At 68.8% G+C, this 15,061-nt stretch carries 17 protein-coding genes; 15 read left to right on the forward strand and 2 right to left on the reverse strand.

Annotated features, from left to right (window positions below):
• The 9 genes from BDO18943_RS23300 to BDO18943_RS23340 form a co-directional block, all read left to right on the forward strand.
• Positions 1-196: hypothetical protein (locus BDO18943_RS23300; protein WP_175024217.1), on the forward strand; the 196-nt coding region annotated here is incomplete at its 5' end.
• 3 nt (positions 197-199) lie between these two features.
• A complete protein-coding gene (locus BDO18943_RS23305) occupies positions 200-1,183 on the forward strand; it encodes a CheR family methyltransferase (RefSeq protein ID WP_043185047.1) in 984 nt (327 codons plus the stop codon).
• A complete protein-coding gene (gene cheD, locus BDO18943_RS23310) occupies positions 1,180-1,905 on the forward strand; it encodes a chemoreceptor glutamine deamidase CheD (protein ID WP_043185050.1) in 726 nt (241 codons plus the stop codon). Before BDO18943_RS23305 ends, cheD begins: the two co-directional genes overlap by 4 nt.
• Positions 1,902-2,993 carry a protein-glutamate methylesterase/protein-glutamine glutaminase gene (locus BDO18943_RS23315; RefSeq protein WP_089449699.1) on the forward strand — a complete coding sequence of 364 codons (1,092 nt, stop codon included), beginning with the start codon at positions 1,902-1,904 and terminating at the stop codon, positions 2,991-2,993. The genes cheD and BDO18943_RS23315 overlap by 4 nt, the downstream gene beginning before the upstream one ends.
• Positions 2,994-3,060: 67 nt before the next feature.
• Entirely contained in the window at positions 3,061-3,456 is a 396-nt protein-coding gene (cheY, locus tag BDO18943_RS23320; RefSeq protein ID WP_006485893.1) for a chemotaxis response regulator CheY, read from the forward strand.
• A gap of 1 nt (position 3,457) precedes the next feature.
• Positions 3,458-4,189, forward strand: a complete 732-nt coding sequence (cheZ, locus tag BDO18943_RS23325; RefSeq protein ID WP_043185055.1) for a protein phosphatase CheZ — start codon at positions 3,458-3,460, stop codon at positions 4,187-4,189.
• A 259-nt stretch (positions 4,190-4,448) separates the two neighbouring features.
• Positions 4,449-4,955 carry a DUF2844 domain-containing protein gene (locus BDO18943_RS23330; RefSeq protein WP_043185237.1) on the forward strand — a complete coding sequence of 169 codons (507 nt, stop codon included), beginning with the start codon at positions 4,449-4,451 and terminating at the stop codon, positions 4,953-4,955.
• A gap of 16 nt (positions 4,956-4,971) precedes the next feature.
• Positions 4,972-6,204 (forward strand): DUF3443 family protein, encoded by a 1,233-nt coding sequence (locus tag BDO18943_RS23335; protein ID WP_175024218.1) that lies wholly within the window; start codon positions 4,972-4,974, stop codon positions 6,202-6,204.
• Positions 6,205-6,371: 167 nt separating this feature from the next.
• Positions 6,372-6,884, forward strand: coding sequence for a VOC family protein (locus BDO18943_RS23340; RefSeq protein WP_175024219.1), 513 nt, complete (start codon positions 6,372-6,374; stop codon positions 6,882-6,884).
• A 16-nt stretch (positions 6,885-6,900) separates the two neighbouring features.
• Here BDO18943_RS23340 and BDO18943_RS23345 read toward each other — a convergent pair whose 3' ends face one another.
• Both BDO18943_RS23345 and BDO18943_RS23350 read right to left on the reverse strand, forming a co-directional pair.
• Positions 6,901-7,305 (reverse strand): hypothetical protein, encoded by a 405-nt coding sequence (locus tag BDO18943_RS23345; RefSeq protein WP_175024220.1) that lies wholly within the window; start codon positions 7,303-7,305, stop codon positions 6,901-6,903.
• 70 nt (positions 7,306-7,375) lie between these two features.
• A complete protein-coding gene (locus BDO18943_RS23350; protein WP_175024221.1) occupies positions 7,376-7,624 on the reverse strand; it encodes a hypothetical protein in 249 nt (82 codons plus the stop codon).
• A gap of 56 nt (positions 7,625-7,680) precedes the next feature.
• Between BDO18943_RS23350 and BDO18943_RS23355 the strand changes: the two genes are divergently transcribed.
• The 6 genes from BDO18943_RS23355 (at position 7,681) to BDO18943_RS23380 (ending at position 15,056) form a co-directional block, all read left to right on the forward strand.
• A complete protein-coding gene (locus BDO18943_RS23355; RefSeq protein ID WP_175024222.1) occupies positions 7,681-8,061 on the forward strand; it encodes a DUF805 domain-containing protein in 381 nt (126 codons plus the stop codon).
• Between the two features lie 338 nt (positions 8,062-8,399).
• On the forward strand, positions 8,400-9,596 hold the full coding sequence (flhB, locus tag BDO18943_RS23360) for a flagellar biosynthesis protein FlhB (RefSeq protein WP_043185065.1): 1,197 nt from the start codon (positions 8,400-8,402) through the stop codon (positions 9,594-9,596).
• Positions 9,593-11,692: a flagellar biosynthesis protein FlhA gene (gene flhA, locus BDO18943_RS23365; RefSeq protein WP_175024223.1), complete on the forward strand. Its 2,100-nt coding sequence runs from the start codon at positions 9,593-9,595 to the stop codon at positions 11,690-11,692. The genes flhB and flhA overlap by 4 nt, the downstream gene beginning before the upstream one ends.
• Entirely contained in the window at positions 11,689-13,488 is a 1,800-nt protein-coding gene (gene flhF, locus BDO18943_RS23370; protein ID WP_175024224.1) for a flagellar biosynthesis protein FlhF, read from the forward strand. The genes flhA and flhF overlap by 4 nt, the downstream gene beginning before the upstream one ends.
• Entirely contained in the window at positions 13,481-14,299 is an 819-nt protein-coding gene (locus BDO18943_RS23375) for a MinD/ParA family ATP-binding protein (protein WP_043185072.1), read from the forward strand. The genes flhF and BDO18943_RS23375 overlap by 8 nt, the downstream gene beginning before the upstream one ends.
• A 22-nt stretch (positions 14,300-14,321) precedes the next feature.
• The gene (locus BDO18943_RS23380; RefSeq protein ID WP_006484033.1) at positions 14,322-15,056 is read left to right on the forward strand and encodes an RNA polymerase sigma factor FliA; all 735 of its coding nucleotides are present in this window, start codon (positions 14,322-14,324) and stop codon (positions 15,054-15,056) included.
• Positions 15,057-15,061: the final 5 nt, after the last annotated feature.

Below are 15,061 nucleotides of genomic sequence, written 5' to 3' on the forward strand. Positions count from 1 at the left end.
CGGCGCGCACGTGCAGAAGGACGCACCGGCTTCCCGCGGCACGGCTGCGGGCGGCTACGGGCCGCGCCTCGCGAAAAGCGCCGGACCGGCCGACAAGCCGGCCGCGAAGCCCGCGCTCGTGCGCCCGGCGCTGAACGGCGAGAAGCCGGCGGCGGCCACGGCCGGCACGTCCGACGACGACTGGGAGACCTTCTAAACCATGCCGCACGCGCGCGCGCCGTTTCGACCCGATGCACCGGATGCCTCGCCTCGCGCGGGCGAGCCGGGGCGCGACTTCGCGTTCACGGGCGCGGATTTCGCCCGCATTCGCGCGCTGATCCATCAACGCGCGGGGATCTCGCTGTCCGAGCACAAGCGCGACATGGCGTACAGCCGCCTCGCGCGCCGCTTGCGGGCGCGCGGCCTCGACACGTTTCGCGACTACCTCGACCTGCTCGAGCAGGAAGACGATCCGCTCGAGTGGGAAGCGTTCACCAATGCGCTGACGACGAACCTGACCGCGTTCTTCCGCGAGTCGCACCACTTCCCGATCCTGTCGGATTTCGTGAAGGGGCGGCCGGCGCCGGTATCGGTCTGGTGTTCGGCGGCGTCGACCGGTGAGGAGCCTTACTCGATCGCGATCACGCTGATCGAGGCGCTTGGCGAATCGGCCGCGCGCGGCGCGTCGATCCTCGCGACCGACCTCGACACGCAGGTACTCGCGAAGGCGGAAGCCGGCATCTACACGTACGACCAGGTCAAGCACCTGGCACCGGAACGGCTGAAGCGCTTCTTCCTGAAGGGCACGGGCCCGCAGGCCGGCCGCGTGAAGGTGCGCCCCGAGCTGCGCGCGATGATCCGCTTCGAGCAGCTGAACCTGACCGATGCGGATTACGGGATCGCGAAGCCGTTCGACGCGATCTTCTGCCGCAACGTGATGATCTATTTCGACAAGCCGACGCAGGGGCAGGTGCTGTCGCGCTTCGAGCCGCTCGTGAAGCCGGGCGGGCTGCTGTTCGCCGGCCATTCGGAAAACTTCACGTATGTCACGCAGGCGTTCCGGCTGCGCGGGCAGACGGTGTACGAACTGACCCGCGACGCCGCACAGGGCGCACGGCCGCGTGGCGCGCAGGCGCCTGCGATCGCGTCGCCGGTGCGCGCACGGGCTGCGGGCGCCGTCGCCGCCCTGGGAGAGCGTGGATGAGCGCGCTGCCGATCGCCACCAATCGCTACTTCGACAACCACTTCGGCCGTCCCGGCGTGAAGCTGCTGCCGAATGAGTTCTTCACGACGTCCGAGGACATGGTGCTGATGACCGTGCTCGGCTCGTGCGTCGCCGCGTGCCTGCACGACCCGTATGCGGGCATCGGCGGAATGAACCACTTCATGCTGCCGGACGACGGTGCCGATCCGGGCGCGGCCGCGTCGGAATCGATGCGCTACGGCGCGTATGCGATGGAAGTGCTGATCAACGAGCTGATCAAGGCCGGCGGGCGCCGCGAACGCTTCGAGGCGAAGGTGTTCGGCGGCGCGGCCGTGCTGGCCGGGATGACGACCATCAACATCGGCGACCGCAACGCGGATTTCGTGCGCCGCTACCTGGCGCTCGAACGCATCCGCATCACGGCGGAAGACCTGCAGGGCGTGCATCCGCGCAAGGTCGCGTTCATGCCGAACAGCGGGCGCGCGATGGTGAAGAAGCTGAGGCTGCAGGTGCCGGGCGTCACCGAGCGCGAAGCCGCACTCGCCCGCGAGGCCGATCGCGCCCGCGCCGCACGGCCGCGTCCGCAGGTCGAGCTGTTCGCGGCGAAGCGTCCGGCCCCGCCGCAGCCGGCGCGGCCGCGCATCGAGCTGTTCGGCGCGCGCGGCGCGGCGCCGGCCGGCGGTGTGCGGGCGGCGAACCTATCAAGAAAGCAGGAGGCATGACCGCAGTGCAGAAGATCAAAGTATTGTGCGTCGACGATTCGGCGCTGATCCGCAGCCTGATGACGGAGATCATCAACAGCCAGCCCGACATGACGGTGTGCGCGACCGCGCCCGATCCGCTCGTCGCGCGCGAGCTCATCAAGCAGCACAACCCCGACGTGCTGACGCTCGACGTCGAAATGCCGCGCATGGACGGGCTCGACTTCCTCGAGAAGCTGATGCGCCTGCGGCCGATGCCGGTCGTGATGGTGTCGTCGCTGACCGAGCGCGGCTCGGAGATCACGCTGCGCGCGCTCGAACTCGGCGCGGTCGATTTCGTCACGAAGCCGCGCGTCGGGATTCGCGACGGGATGCTCGACTACGCGGAAAAGCTCGCCGACAAGATCCGCGCGGCGTCGCGCGCGCGCGTGCGCCAGGCGCCGCAGCCGCAGGCCGTCGCACGCGCGGCGGCAGGCCAGCCGGCCGCGCCGATGATCAACAACCCGCTCGTCAGTACCGAGAAGCTGATCATCATCGGCGCATCGACGGGCGGCACCGAGGCGATCCGCGAGGTGCTGACGCCGCTGCCGCCGGACGCACCGGCCGTGCTGATCGCGCAGCACATGCCGCCGGGCTTCACGAAATCGTTCGCGCAGCGGCTGAACGGCCTGTGCCGGATCGCGGTGAAGGAGGCCGAGCATGGCGAGCGCGTGCTGCCGGGCCATGCGTATATCGCACCGGGCCATGCGCACCTGTTGCTCGCGAGAAGCGGGGCGAACTATATTGCGCAACTGTCGGAAGAGCCGCCGGTGAACCGGCACCGCCCGTCGGTCGACGTGCTGTTCCGCTCGGCGGCGACCCACGCGGGCAAGAACGCGATCGGGGTGATCCTGACCGGGATGGGCCGCGACGGCGCGGCCGGCCTGCTGGAAATGAAACGCGCGGGCGCTCACACGTTCGCGCAGGATGAAGCAAGCTGCATCGTGTTCGGGATGCCGCGCGAGGCGATCGCGCTCGGCGGCGCGGACGAGATCGTGCCGCTCGCCGAGATGAGCCGTCGCGTGATGGCGCGCCTGGCGACGATGGGCGACCGCGTGCAGCGCGTTTGAATGGAATGTCACGGGGCGCGTGCCACGATACGCGTCCCGACGGAAACGAATCTGGAAAGGAACGACGATGGACAAGAGCATGAAAATCCTGGTGGTGGACGATTTCCCGACGATGCGCAGGATCGTCCGCAACCTGCTCAAGGAACTGGGCTACTCGAACGTCGACGAGGCCGAAGACGGCCTCGCCGGCCTGGCGCGGCTGCGCGGCGGCGGCTACGACTTCGTGATCTCGGACTGGAACATGCCGAACCTCGACGGCCTCGCGATGCTGAAGGAAATCCGCGCGGACGCGACGCTCACGCACCTGCCGGTGCTGATGGTCACGGCCGAGTCGAAGAAGGAAAACATCATCGCGGCGGCGCAGGCCGGCGCGAGCGGCTACGTCGTGAAACCGTTCACGGCCGCGACGCTCGACGAAAAGCTGAACAAGATCATCGACAAGATGGCGAAGGCCGGGAGCTGACGTGAACGAGCCGATCCATGCCGCACTGACCGGCGCCGGGTTCAGCGCCGACGGCCAGGCCGAAGGCGCCGATTTCGCGAGCGACCGCATCCTCGCGCGCATCGGCCACGTTACGCGCACGCTGCGCGACTCGATGCGCGAGCTCGGGCTCGACAAGCATGTCGAGCGTGCGGCGGAAGCCGTGCCCGATGCCCGCGACCGGCTGCGCTACGTCGCGACGATGACCGAGCAGGCTGCCGTGCGTGTGCTGAATGCGATCGAGGTCGCGAAGCCGATGCAGGAGCGCATCCAGAACGAGGCCGAGGCACTCGACGCGCGCTGGGCGCAGTGGTACGCGGCGCCGATCGAGCACGCGGAAGTGCGGGAGCTGATGGACGATACGCGCACGTTCCTGCGCACGCTGCCGGAATCGACGTCGGCGACCAGCGCGCAACTGCTCGAGATCATGCTCGCGCAGGATTTCCAGGACCTGACCGGGCAGGTGATCAAGAAGATCATGGACATGGTCTACCTGATCGAGCAGCAGCTCCTCACCGTGCTCGTCGAGAACATCGCGCCCGAGCGGCGCGAGCAGTTCGCGGCCACCGCGGCCGCGCTCGCGGCCGAACAGATGAGCCCGACCGGCAGCCCCGAGTCGCTGCTGAACGGCCCGCAGATCGCGCCGGAAGGCAAATCCGACGTGGTCCAGGACCAGGAACAGGTCGACGACCTGCTCGCCAGCCTGGGCTTCTGACCCTGCCGCATGCATCGGCGCGCCATGTTTCGCGCGGGCGCCCGATGCACGCGTCACCGCGCCACCCTATCGTTTCCCCCCATCCGCCGCACGCATGCGGCCCGGCGGTCCTGTGTCAAATTGACACTTCGACACACTCAGCAGGCATACTACGCGTCAGCAGCAACGTAGCGTCATCCGTACGATTTCATATGTTGGGAGGCGGCGCGGGCCCGATGGCCGCACCGCCGGCAACGAAGCCAGTCCCTTGGGGGGGAACGTGAAGCTGAAACGCTTGGGCTGGGCCGTCGCGCACGCGGCGGCTGCAATGGGTGTGCTGTGGAGCGTCCACGCACACGCGGAACTGGGCGGCGCGCCGATGTCGCCGCCGGCGGACGATCAGGCCGCAACCGTGCGCGCGTTGCAGCGCGCGATGCGTCCGGCAGACGGCGTGCAGACGACGAGCACGGCCGCCTATACCGTCCGCGAGATCACGCTCGGATCGGGCACCGTCATCCACGAATACACGTCGGCCGCCGGCAGCGTGTTCGGCCTCGCGTGGCGCGGGCCGACGATGCCGGATCTCGCGTCGCTGCTCGGCAGCTATTTCCCGCAGTACACCGCTGGCGTCCAGGCGGCGCACCAGGCGCGCGGCTGGCGCGCGCCCGTGTCCGTCGACACGAGCGGCCTCGTGATCCGGACGGGCGGCCACATGGGCGCCTTCTCGGGCCAGGCGTGGCTGCCGGCGGCGCTGCCTGCCGGCCTGGCCGGCACCGATATCCAGTGACAGCGGGAGAGCGATCTTGAGCATTCCTCGTACATTCAAGCGCTGGCTCGGCGTGCTGGGCCTCGCGGCGGCAACGGCCGTACTCGTGACGGCATGCGGCGGCGGCGACGGTGGCGGCGGCAACTCGGGCAACAACGGCAACAACGGTTCGGGCGGTTCGGACGGCAATTCCGGGAGCAAGGCGGTCATCACCGTCAACTCGGGCGTCGCGAACGTGATCAACATCCCGACCATCAGCGTGAAGGTCTGCGCGCCGGGCACGTCGAACTGCCAGGTGGTCAACAACGTGCTGGTCGATACCGCGTCCTACGGGCTGCGGCTCGTCGGCAGCGCGGTGTCGGGCGTGCTCGGCAGCTTCCCGCAAGTGACGAGCGGCGGCGCGCCGGTTGCCGAGTGCGGCAAGTTCGTGTCGAGCTATACGTGGGGTTCGGTGCGCACGGTCGACCTGTCGATCGGTTCCGAGCAGGCGAGCTCGCTGCCCGTGCAGATCATCGGCGACCTCGGCACGACGAACGTGCCGAACTCGTGCACGAACGGCGGCGCGTCGGCCAATACGGCGAGCGCACTCGGCGCGAACGGGATCCTCGGCATCGGGCCGGCGCCGGTCGACTGCGGCACGACCTGCGCGACGTCGACGTCGACGAGCAACAACTACTACGCGTGCCCGAACGGCGACAACGCGAACTGCACGGTCGCGCTCGTGCCGGTGGCGCAGCAGGTGGCCAACCCGGTGCATCGTTTCGCCGACAGCAGCGGGGTGAGCGTGACGATGCCGAGCATTTCGGATAGCGGGCAAGCCAGCGCAACCGGGACGCTGACGTTCGGCCTGCCCGACCTGACCGGGAAGACCGTGATGACGTCGACCACGACGGGCGACGTCAGCGCGACGTTCCTCGGGCGCAACGTGACCGCGTTCTTCGACACGGGTTCGAACGCGTATTTCTTCAACGATGCGGGGCAGACGGCCTGCTCGAAGAATACGCAGTTCTACTGCCCGGCATCGCCGCCGGCCAGCTACTCGGCGACGCTGAGCGGCCAGAACGGCGTGGGCGCCACCGTGGCGATGTCCGTCGCGAACGCGGATTCGCTGTTCTCGAACCCGTCGACGTTCGCGTTCAACGACATCGCGGGCCCGTTCGGTTCGTCCAACTGGCTCGACATCGGCATGCCGTACTTCTACAACCGGACGATCTACTTCGGGATGGACAAGACGGCGAGCGGCGGTGCACAGCCTTTCGTCGCGTTCTGACGCGGCACGGCCGGACACGGAACAAGGGGGCGAGCGATCGCCCCCTTTTTTTTATCCGGCGGCCGGGCGCGGCACGACGGGTCGGACCGGATCGCCGCCGCGCGCGGGTCCAGCGCCTACGATGTAATACCGGCACTCGTCCGGCACGATATCGAGGAGGCAGCGCCATGAACCCGCGCATACAACGCATCACGCCGTTCCTGTGGTTCGACCGCGACGCCGAGGCGGCCGCCGGTTTCTACGTGTCGGTGTTCGACAACGCGCGCATCGTGCACGTCGCGCGCTACGGCAAGGCCGGCGCACACGTATCCGGCAGCGCGGAGGGCGCGGTGATGACCGTCGTGTTCGAGCTCGACGGGCTGGCGTTCGTCGCGCTGAACGGCGGCCCGGTGTTCCAGATCACGCCGGCCGTCTCGTTCGTCGTCAACTGCCGGGACCAGGCCGAAATCGACCGCTACTGGGCACGCCTGTCCGAAGGCGGCGACGAGCGCGCGCAGCAGTGCGGCTGGCTGCGCGACCGGTTCGGCGTGTCGTGGCAGGTCGTGCCGGTGCAGATGGCCGAACTGATGACGGGCGATCCGGCGCGCGCGGAGCGCGTGATGGCGCAGGTGATGACGATGAAGAAGCTCGATCTCGGCGCGCTGCAGCGCGCCGCGGCGGGCCAGGGCGCGGGCCCGTGACCGGTGCGAACGGGCGCTAGACCGGTGGGCGGCCGTTGCGTATCACGTGCGTATGGTCGACGAAGCGGTGGCCGGGTCCGTACGCGGTGCTGTCGATCCGGACGGCATCGGCCGGCGCGGCCGGGTGCCCGGCGCCATCGACCGACACCGATTCGATCTCGACGACCGGCACGCACCAGGCCGCGCGGGCGCGTTCCGCCGGTTCGCCGCGCGCGTCGGCGCAGCGGAACACGAAGCTGGCGGGGAAATCCTGCGCGCGCAGGGTTTGCGTCGACCCGTTCCACGCATGGTGCAGGGCGATCGTGCCGGGGTGCGGCGCGTCAGGCGCCTGCGCACCGGGCGGCAGGGCCGGCGTATGCGTGCAGCCGGCTGCCAGTGCGCAGGCGAGCGACAGCGACGAGGCGAGCGGATGACGGAGCATGGCGCGGTTCGACCGGAATCGGGAATGGCGAAGGGTAGCGCGCTTTGCACGCGTGCGTCATGCCGGCCGGTTAATCGAATGCGGCGCCTTCGCGCCGATTATCGATCACGCTTGATTTCATTCGGTTGTAATCAAATGCTGGATTATCCGGGGCTGCAGTTTCTATCAGGTTTTCAACATTATTAAAATGACGTGGCATGCAAGCCTGCGACACGGCGTTACGCCATTGCAACCGTTCTCGCGTTGTATCGGCAGGCTGGACGGGCAGGCGAGCGCTTTGGTCAGCATGCGAAAAGAGATGGAACACGTCGAAATTCAAACATATAATGCCGGCGTTGTTTCCGAGGTGCCAATATAAAACATGAGGGTAATAAAATGAATTTTTCTGAAGCCGTTCGTTCCGTACTCAATAAATACGCGACATTCGAAGGCCGTGCGCGTCGTGCCGAATACTGGTATTTCGTGTTGCTGAGCTTCATTCTTTCGATGGTCGCCCAGATCATCGGCGTGGCGGGCCGTAACGCGGGCCTGATCACGCTGCTGCTGCTCGGCGTGCTCTCCCTGGTTTCGCTGGCGCTGATCATTCCGGGTATCGCGGTCAGCGTCCGCCGCCTGCACGATACGGGCCGCTCGGGCTGGTTCCTGCTGATCGCGCTGATTCCGATCGTCGGCGGCATCCTGCTGCTCGTGTGGACGTGCTCGCGCGGCACCGAAGGCCCGAACCGCTTCGGCGCGGATCCGGTTCCGGCGGTCTGACCGACGCCTGCCCCGACGCGACGCCGTCGCGTCGGGGCCTGATTTCGCGTCGCACGTGCGGTGTCGTTTCACCGCTTCACCCTTTCCGCGCCTTATCCTCGCATCACGCGGTCGCCGCTCTGTCCGGAGCCGCGCCCCGTCTTCGCACCGGCCGGCACGTTTTTCGGCCGCGCCGCACACCGTTCCGTCCCCCTGTCCAGCCCGGTTCGTACCGGCTCGACCGATTCTTCGAAATACCCCCCTTTCCCGGCTTTGCTCGACCGATCGGCGTTTGACGCCTCCATGAATAATCGGTGTCACTGGAAAGCGGCATTCCGCCGTACCCGACTGGAGGCCCCGTGGCAGACGAGAGCGATCTCGACAAGACCGAAGCCGCCACTCCCAGGCGCCGCGAGAAGGCGCGCGAGGAGGGGCAGGTCGCGCGTTCGCGCGAGCTGGCTTCGTTCGCGCTGCTCGCGGCGGGGTTCTACGGCGCGTGGCTGCTCGCGGGCCCGTCGGGCGGGCATCTGCAGGCGATGCTGCGCGGCGCGTTCACGTTCGATCGTGCGACCGCGTTCGACACGAACCGGATGCTGTCGGCGGCCGGCAGCGCGAGCCTCGAAGGCTTCGCCGCGCTGCTGCCGCTCCTCGCGCTCACCGGCCTTGCCGCGCTGCTCGCGCCGATGGCGCTCGGCGGCTGGCTGATTTCGCAGAAGACGTTCGAGCTGAAATTCGACCGGCTGAACCCGATTTCGGGCCTCGGCCGGATCTTCTCGATCCAGGGGCCGATCCAGCTCGGGATGTCGCTCGCGAAGACGCTGGTCGTCGGCGGGATCGGCGGCATCGCGATCTGGCGCAGCAAGGACGAGCTGCTCGCCCTCGCGACCCAGCCGCTGGGCGTGGCGCTGCCCGATGCGCTGCATCTGGTCGCCGTGTGCTGCGGCACGACGGTCGCCGGGATGCTGGTGGTCGCCGCGCTCGATGTGCCTTACCAACTCTGGCAGTACAACAAGAAGTTGCGCATGACGAAGGAAGAAGTGAAGCGCGAGCATCGCGAGAACGAAGGCGATCCGCACGTGAAGGGGCGGATCCGCCAGCAGCAGCGCGCGATCGCGCGCCGCCGGATGATGGCGGCCGTGCCGAAGGCCGACGTGGTGGTGACGAACCCGACGCACTTCGCCGTCGCGCTGCAATACACGGACGGCGAGATGCGCGCGCCGAAGGTCGTCGCGAAGGGCGTGAACCTCGTCGCCGCGCGCATCCGCGAACTCGCGGCCGAACACAACGTGCCGCTGCTCGAAGCGCCGCCGCTCGCGCGTGCGCTGTATCACAACGTCGAACTCGAGCGCGAGATTCCCGGCTCGCTGTACTCGGCCGTTGCCGAAGTGCTCGCGTGGGTCTACCAGCTCAAGCGCTTCCGTTCGGAAGGCGGTGCGTTCCCGGCGGTGCCGGTCGATCTGGACGTGCCGGCCGACCTCGACAAGGGTACGTCGGTGTCCGCCGACGACGAGCGCGACGAGCAGGAAGACAGCCTCGGTAAGGCAGGTACGGCATGAGCACCCCGACCAGCCTGTTCGCGAAGCGCCCGAACCTGCTCGCGGGGACCAACCTGCGCGCGCTCGCGGGCCCGATCCTCATCTGCATGATCTTGGGGATGATGATCCTGCCGCTGCCGCCGATGCTGCTGGATCTGCTGTTCACGTTCAACATCGCGCTGTCCGTGATGGTGCTGCTCGTCAGCATGTACACGATGAAGCCGCTCGACTTCGCGGCGTTCCCGAGCGTGCTGCTGTTCTCGACGCTGCTGCGCCTGTCGCTGAACGTCGCGTCGACGCGCGTCGTGCTGCTCGAAGGCCACACGGGGCCCGATGCGGCCGGCCAGGTGATCGAGGCGTTCGGCCACTTCCTCGTCGGCGGCAACTTCGCGGTCGGTATCGTCGTGTTCGTGATCCTGATGATCATCAACTTCATGGTGATCACGAAGGGCGCGGGGCGAATCGCCGAAGTGTCCGCGCGCTTCACGCTCGACGCGATGCCCGGCAAGCAGATGGCGATCGACGCCGACCTGAACGCGGGCCTCATCAACGAAGAGCAGGCACGCAAGCGCCGCCAGGCCGTGTCGCAGGAAGCCGAGTTCTACGGGTCGATGGACGGCGCGTCGAAGTTCGTGCGCGGCGACGCGATCGCCGGCCTGATCATCATGGCGATCAACGTGATCGGCGGGCTGATCGTCGGCATGGTGCAGCACGACATGAGCTTCGCCGCGGCTGGCACGAACTACACGCTGCTGACGATCGGCGACGGCCTCGTCGCGCAGATCCCGTCGCTCGTGATCTCGACCGCGGCCGGCGTGATCGTGTCGCGCGTCGCGACCGACGAGGACATCGGCACGCAGATCACCGGCCAGCTGTTCACGAACCCGCGCGTGCTGACCATCACGGGCGCGATCATCGTGCTGATGGGGCTGATCCCGGGGATGCCGCACTTCGCGTTCCTCGCGCTCGGCGGCGGCGCGATCTGGCTGGCCCGCACGCAGACCAAGCGCGCGGCGGCCCGCAAGGCGGCCGGCGACGTGACCGACGTCGCGCCGCCCGCCGTGCTGCCGTCGGACAGCCACGAGGCGACCTGGGACGACGTGCAGCTGATCGATCCGCTCGGGCTGGAAGTCGGCTACCGGCTGATTCCGCTCGTCGACAAGAACAGCGACGGCGAGCTGCTCAAGCGCATCAAGAGCATCCGCAAGAAATTCGCGCAGGAAATCGGCTTCCTGCCGCCGGTGATCCATATCCGCGACAACCTCGAACTGCGGCCGAACGCATACCGGATCGCGCTGAAGGGCGTCGAGATCGGCGTCGGCGAAGTGTTCCCGGGCCAGTGGCTCGCGATCAACCCCGGCCAGGTGACGGCCGCGCTGCCCGGCGCCGTCACGCAGGATCCCGCGTTCGGGCTGCCGGCCGTGTGGATCGACGTCGCGATGCGCGAACAGGCGCAGGTGTACGGCTACACGGTGGTCGACGCGAGCACGGTCGTCGCGACGCACCTGAACCATCTGGTCGTCCAGCATGCGGCCGAGCTGCTCGGCCGCCAGGAAGTGCAGGCGCTCGTCGAGCGCACCGGCAAGGACGCGCCGTCGCTCGTCGAGGACCTCGTACCGAAGACGATCTCGCTGACGACGCTGCAGAAGGTACTGCAGAACCTGCTTGAGGAAGGCGTACCGATCCGCGACATGCGCACGATCCTCGAGGCCGTGTCCGAACACGCGGGCCGCGGCGACGCGTTCGAGATCACGGCCGCGGTGCGGCTCGCGCTCGGCCGCGCGATCACGCAGCAGTGGTATCCGGGCGCGGGCGAGATGCAGGTGATGGGCCTCGATTCGAATCTCGAGCGCGTGCTGTCGCAGGCGCTCGCCACCGGCGCGAACCCGGGCCTCGAGCCCGGCCTCGCGCACAACCTTCTGACCGGCACGCAACAGGCGATGCTGCGTCAACAGAATCTCGGGCTGCCGCCCGTGCTGCTCGTGCAGCACGCGCTGCGCGCGATGCTCGCGCGTTTCCTGCGCCGCAGCCTGCCGCAATTGAAAGTGCTGTCGTATGCCGAAGTGCCGGACACACGCACGATCAAAGTCGTTAACGTCATCGGGGGTTCCGCTTGAACATTCGCAAATTTACCGGCGCAACGAGCCGCGACGCCCTTCGTCTCGTGCGCGAGGCACTCGGCGCCGACGCGGTCGTGCTGTCGAACCGCACGCTCGATGACGGCAGCGTCGAAATCGTTGCACTCGCCGATTCGGACCTGGCCGCGGTGACGCCGCCGGCCGCGGCGCGGCCGCGCCTCGCCACCTCGCGCGCGCCGGAATCCGTGCCGGCCGCCGCGGTGCCGGGCATCGTGTCGCGCCCGGGAGCGGCGCTGGCCCGCCCGGCCGTCAATCCGTATGCAGCGGGCGAAGGCGGGCTGCCGGACGTGTTCTCGTCGGTGTTCGGCGCCAGCGCCGACGCGGACGACGCGGCAGCCGCACATGCTTCGGCGATCGATGTGGACGTGCTGGGCGGCACGCCGTCGGGTGGCGACCCGCTGGCCGGCATGCCGGCGGCGGCCGCACCGTCTTCCGCCACCTCCGTTTCCAGCGCGCCGGCCGCGGCTTCCGAACCCGCGCCGTGGCTGGTCGAGCACGCGAAGCGCCTGACGCAGCAGCGCGACGCGCTGATGGCGCGTGCGCAGGCGACGCCCGCCGCGCCGCAAGCGAGCGCGCCTGCTCCGCAGGCCGCCGCGAGCGCGACGCCGCCTGAATGGGCACGCGACATCGTGCGCGACGCCGAACGCCGGATGCCGGCCGCCGCCCCCCGCGCGCCCGATACGAACACGAGCGCGGCGCATGCCGCGAAGGCGGCCGAGCGCACGCGCCTGTCCGCCGACGCGGCCGCCGTGGTGGCCGATGCGGTGAAGTCGCGCATCGAGCGGATCGTCAACGATACGGTGATGCAGGAACTCGGCGAACTGCGCGGGATGATGGAAGAGCAGTTCGACAGCCTGATGTGGCACGACCGCCAGCGTCGCAGCGCCGTGCATGGCGCGCTGACGAAGCACCTGTTCGCGGCCGGTTTCTCCGCGCAGCTCGTGCGGATGCTGGTCGACAACCTGCCGGCCGGCGACGACGCGCAGACCGTCGAACAGGCCGCCGAATGGGCGCAGTCGGTGCTCGCGTCGAACCTGCCGGTGCTCGACAGCGAGGACGCGCTGATGGAGCGCGGCGGCGTGTTCGCGCTGATGGGGCCGACGGGCGTCGGCAAGACCACCACCACCGCGAAGCTGGCCGCGCGCTGCGTGATGCGCTTCGGCGCGAGCAAGGTCGCGCTGCTGACCACCGACAGCTACCGGATCGGCGGCCACGAGCAGCTGCGCATCTTCGGCAAGATCCTCGGCGTGCCGGTGCACGCGGTGAAGGATGCCGGCGACCTCGCACTCGCGCTGTCCGAGCTGCGCAACAAGCACATCGTGCTGATCGACACGATCGGCATGAGCCAGCGCGACCGCGCGGTATCCGACCAGATCGCGATGCTGCACGGCGCGAACGCCCCGGTGCAGCGCCTGCTGCTGCTCAACGCGACGAGCCATGGCGACACGCTCAACGAAGTCGTGCAGGCGTACCGCAGCGCGGGCGAGCATCCGGACCTGGCCGGCTGCATCCTGACGAAGCTCGACGAGGCGACCCACCTCGGCGGCGTGCTCGACACCGTGATCCGCTACAAGCTGCCGGTCCACTACGTGTCGACCGGCCAGAAGGTGCCGGAGAACCTGTACGTCGCATCGACCCGCTTCCTGCTGAAGAGCGCGTTCTGCGTACCGCGCGACGGCTCGCCCTTCGTGCCGCAAGACGAGGACATGCCGACGCTGCTTTCCGCATTGACCGCACGTTCCACCGCCGAGCTGCACGAGGTGCGATTTGGATAAACGAATCATCGATCAGGCCGAAGGGCTGCGGCGCCTGCTGGCCGGGCGCGCGTCGCGCATCGTCGCGGTGACGGGCGGGCCGGCGGGGGTCGGCTGCACGTCCACCGTCGTGAACCTGGCGGCGGCGCTCGCGTCGCTCGGCAAGGACGTGCTCGTCGTCGACGAGCGTGCCGACGTGCAATCGGCCAGCGCGACGCTGGCGGGCGCGTGGCTGCGCGACGGCGAGCGCACGCGGGTGGCGGCCGGCTTCGGCCTGTGCGCCGCCGCGCGGCTCGCGCGCACCGGCTACACCGACGCGCAGCTCAGCGATTTCATCGACGGCCCGGCCGACATCGTCCTCGTCGACGCGCAGCTCGGCGCCGACGGCGCGTTCTCGGCGCTCGCGCGCGAAGCGCACGACGTGCTGGTCGTCACGCGGGTCGCCGCGCAGGCGATCACCGAGGCGTACGCGTGCATGAAGCGCTTGCATTTCGCGCATGCGTTCGCGCAGTTCCGCGTGCTGACCAATCACGTCGGCAGCCATGCGGACGCGAAGGTCGCGTTCGACAACCTCGCGGGCGTCGCGAGCCGCTACCTGACCGTGTCGATTGCCGACGCGGGCTGCGTGAGCGCCGATCCGCTCGTCGAGCATGCGCGCGAACTGACGCGGGCCGCGGTCGATGCGTTCCCGTCGTCGGCCGCCGCGCGCGACTACCGGCAGATTGCCGCCGACCTGCTGTACTGGCCGATGCGCCCGCGTTCGGGTGCGGGCCGCGCCGTGCACGCGGGCGGCAAGCCGTCGTATGAGGCGGGCGCGGCACACGCCGCGTGAGCGCCACCGGAAGGAGAGAGCCATGATGTACAACGCTCAAGGAAAGATGTCCCAGGCCGACGTGCTCGCGCAATATGCGCCGCTCGTGCGACGCCTCGGGTTGCAGCTCGTCGCGAAGATGCCGGCGAGCGTCGACCTCGACGACCTGATCCAGGCCGGCATGATCGGCCTGATGGACGCGGCCGGCCGCTACAAGGAAGACCAGGGCGCGCAGTTCGAGACCTACGCGACCCAGCGCATTCGCGGCGCGATGCTCGACGAGCTGCGCAGCAACGACTGGCTGCCGCGCAGCCTGCGCAAGACGTCGCGCGAGGTCGAGCACGCGGTGCACCAGGTCGAGCAGCATCTCGGCCGCTCGGCGAGCGAGACCGAGATCGCGCAGCACCTGAACATGCCGCTCGACGAATACCAGGGGATGCTGCAGGACCTGCACGGCAGCCAGCTGATCTACTACGAGGATTTCGACCGCGCGGCCGACGACGAGCCGTTCCTCGACCGCTACCGCGTCGATCACGCCGATCCGCTGTCGGCGCTGCTCGACGAGCACCTGCGCGAAGCGCTCGTCGAGGCGATTGAGCGGCTGCCGGAGCGCGAGAAGCTGCTGATGTCGCTGTACTACGAACGGGGTCTGAATCTGCGCGAGATCGGCGCGGTGCTCGAAGTGAGCGAATCGCGCGTGTGCCAGCTGCACAGCCAGGCCGTCGCGCGCCTGCGCGCGCGGCTGCGCGAACAGGCGTGGGTCGGCGCGGAGTCCTGACCCTT

It is taken from the genome of Burkholderia aenigmatica (assembly GCF_902499175.1).
Lineage (GTDB): Bacteria > Pseudomonadota > Gammaproteobacteria > Burkholderiales > Burkholderiaceae > Burkholderia > Burkholderia aenigmatica.

Coding starts and splice junctions, on each gene's coding strand:
- BDO18943_RS23340 (WP_175024219.1), top strand. CDS start 6,372: ATGAACCCGCGCATACAACGCATCACGCCGTTCCTGTGGTTCGACCGC.
- BDO18943_RS23380 (WP_006484033.1), top strand. CDS start 14,322: ATGATGTACAACGCTCAAGGAAAGATGTCCCAGGCCGACGTGCTCGCG.
- cheD (WP_043185050.1), top strand. CDS start 1,180: ATGAGCGCGCTGCCGATCGCCACCAATCGCTACTTCGACAACCACTTC.
- flhA (WP_175024223.1), top strand. CDS start 9,593: ATGAGCACCCCGACCAGCCTGTTCGCGAAGCGCCCGAACCTGCTCGCG.
- BDO18943_RS23315 (WP_089449699.1), top strand. CDS start 1,902: ATGACCGCAGTGCAGAAGATCAAAGTATTGTGCGTCGACGATTCGGCG.
- cheY (WP_006485893.1), top strand. CDS start 3,061: ATGGACAAGAGCATGAAAATCCTGGTGGTGGACGATTTCCCGACGATG.
- BDO18943_RS23345 (WP_175024220.1), bottom strand. CDS start 7,305: ATGCTCCGTCATCCGCTCGCCTCGTCGCTGTCGCTCGCCTGCGCACTG.
- BDO18943_RS23305 (WP_043185047.1), top strand. CDS start 200: ATGCCGCACGCGCGCGCGCCGTTTCGACCCGATGCACCGGATGCCTCG.
- BDO18943_RS23355 (WP_175024222.1), top strand. CDS start 7,681: ATGAATTTTTCTGAAGCCGTTCGTTCCGTACTCAATAAATACGCGACA.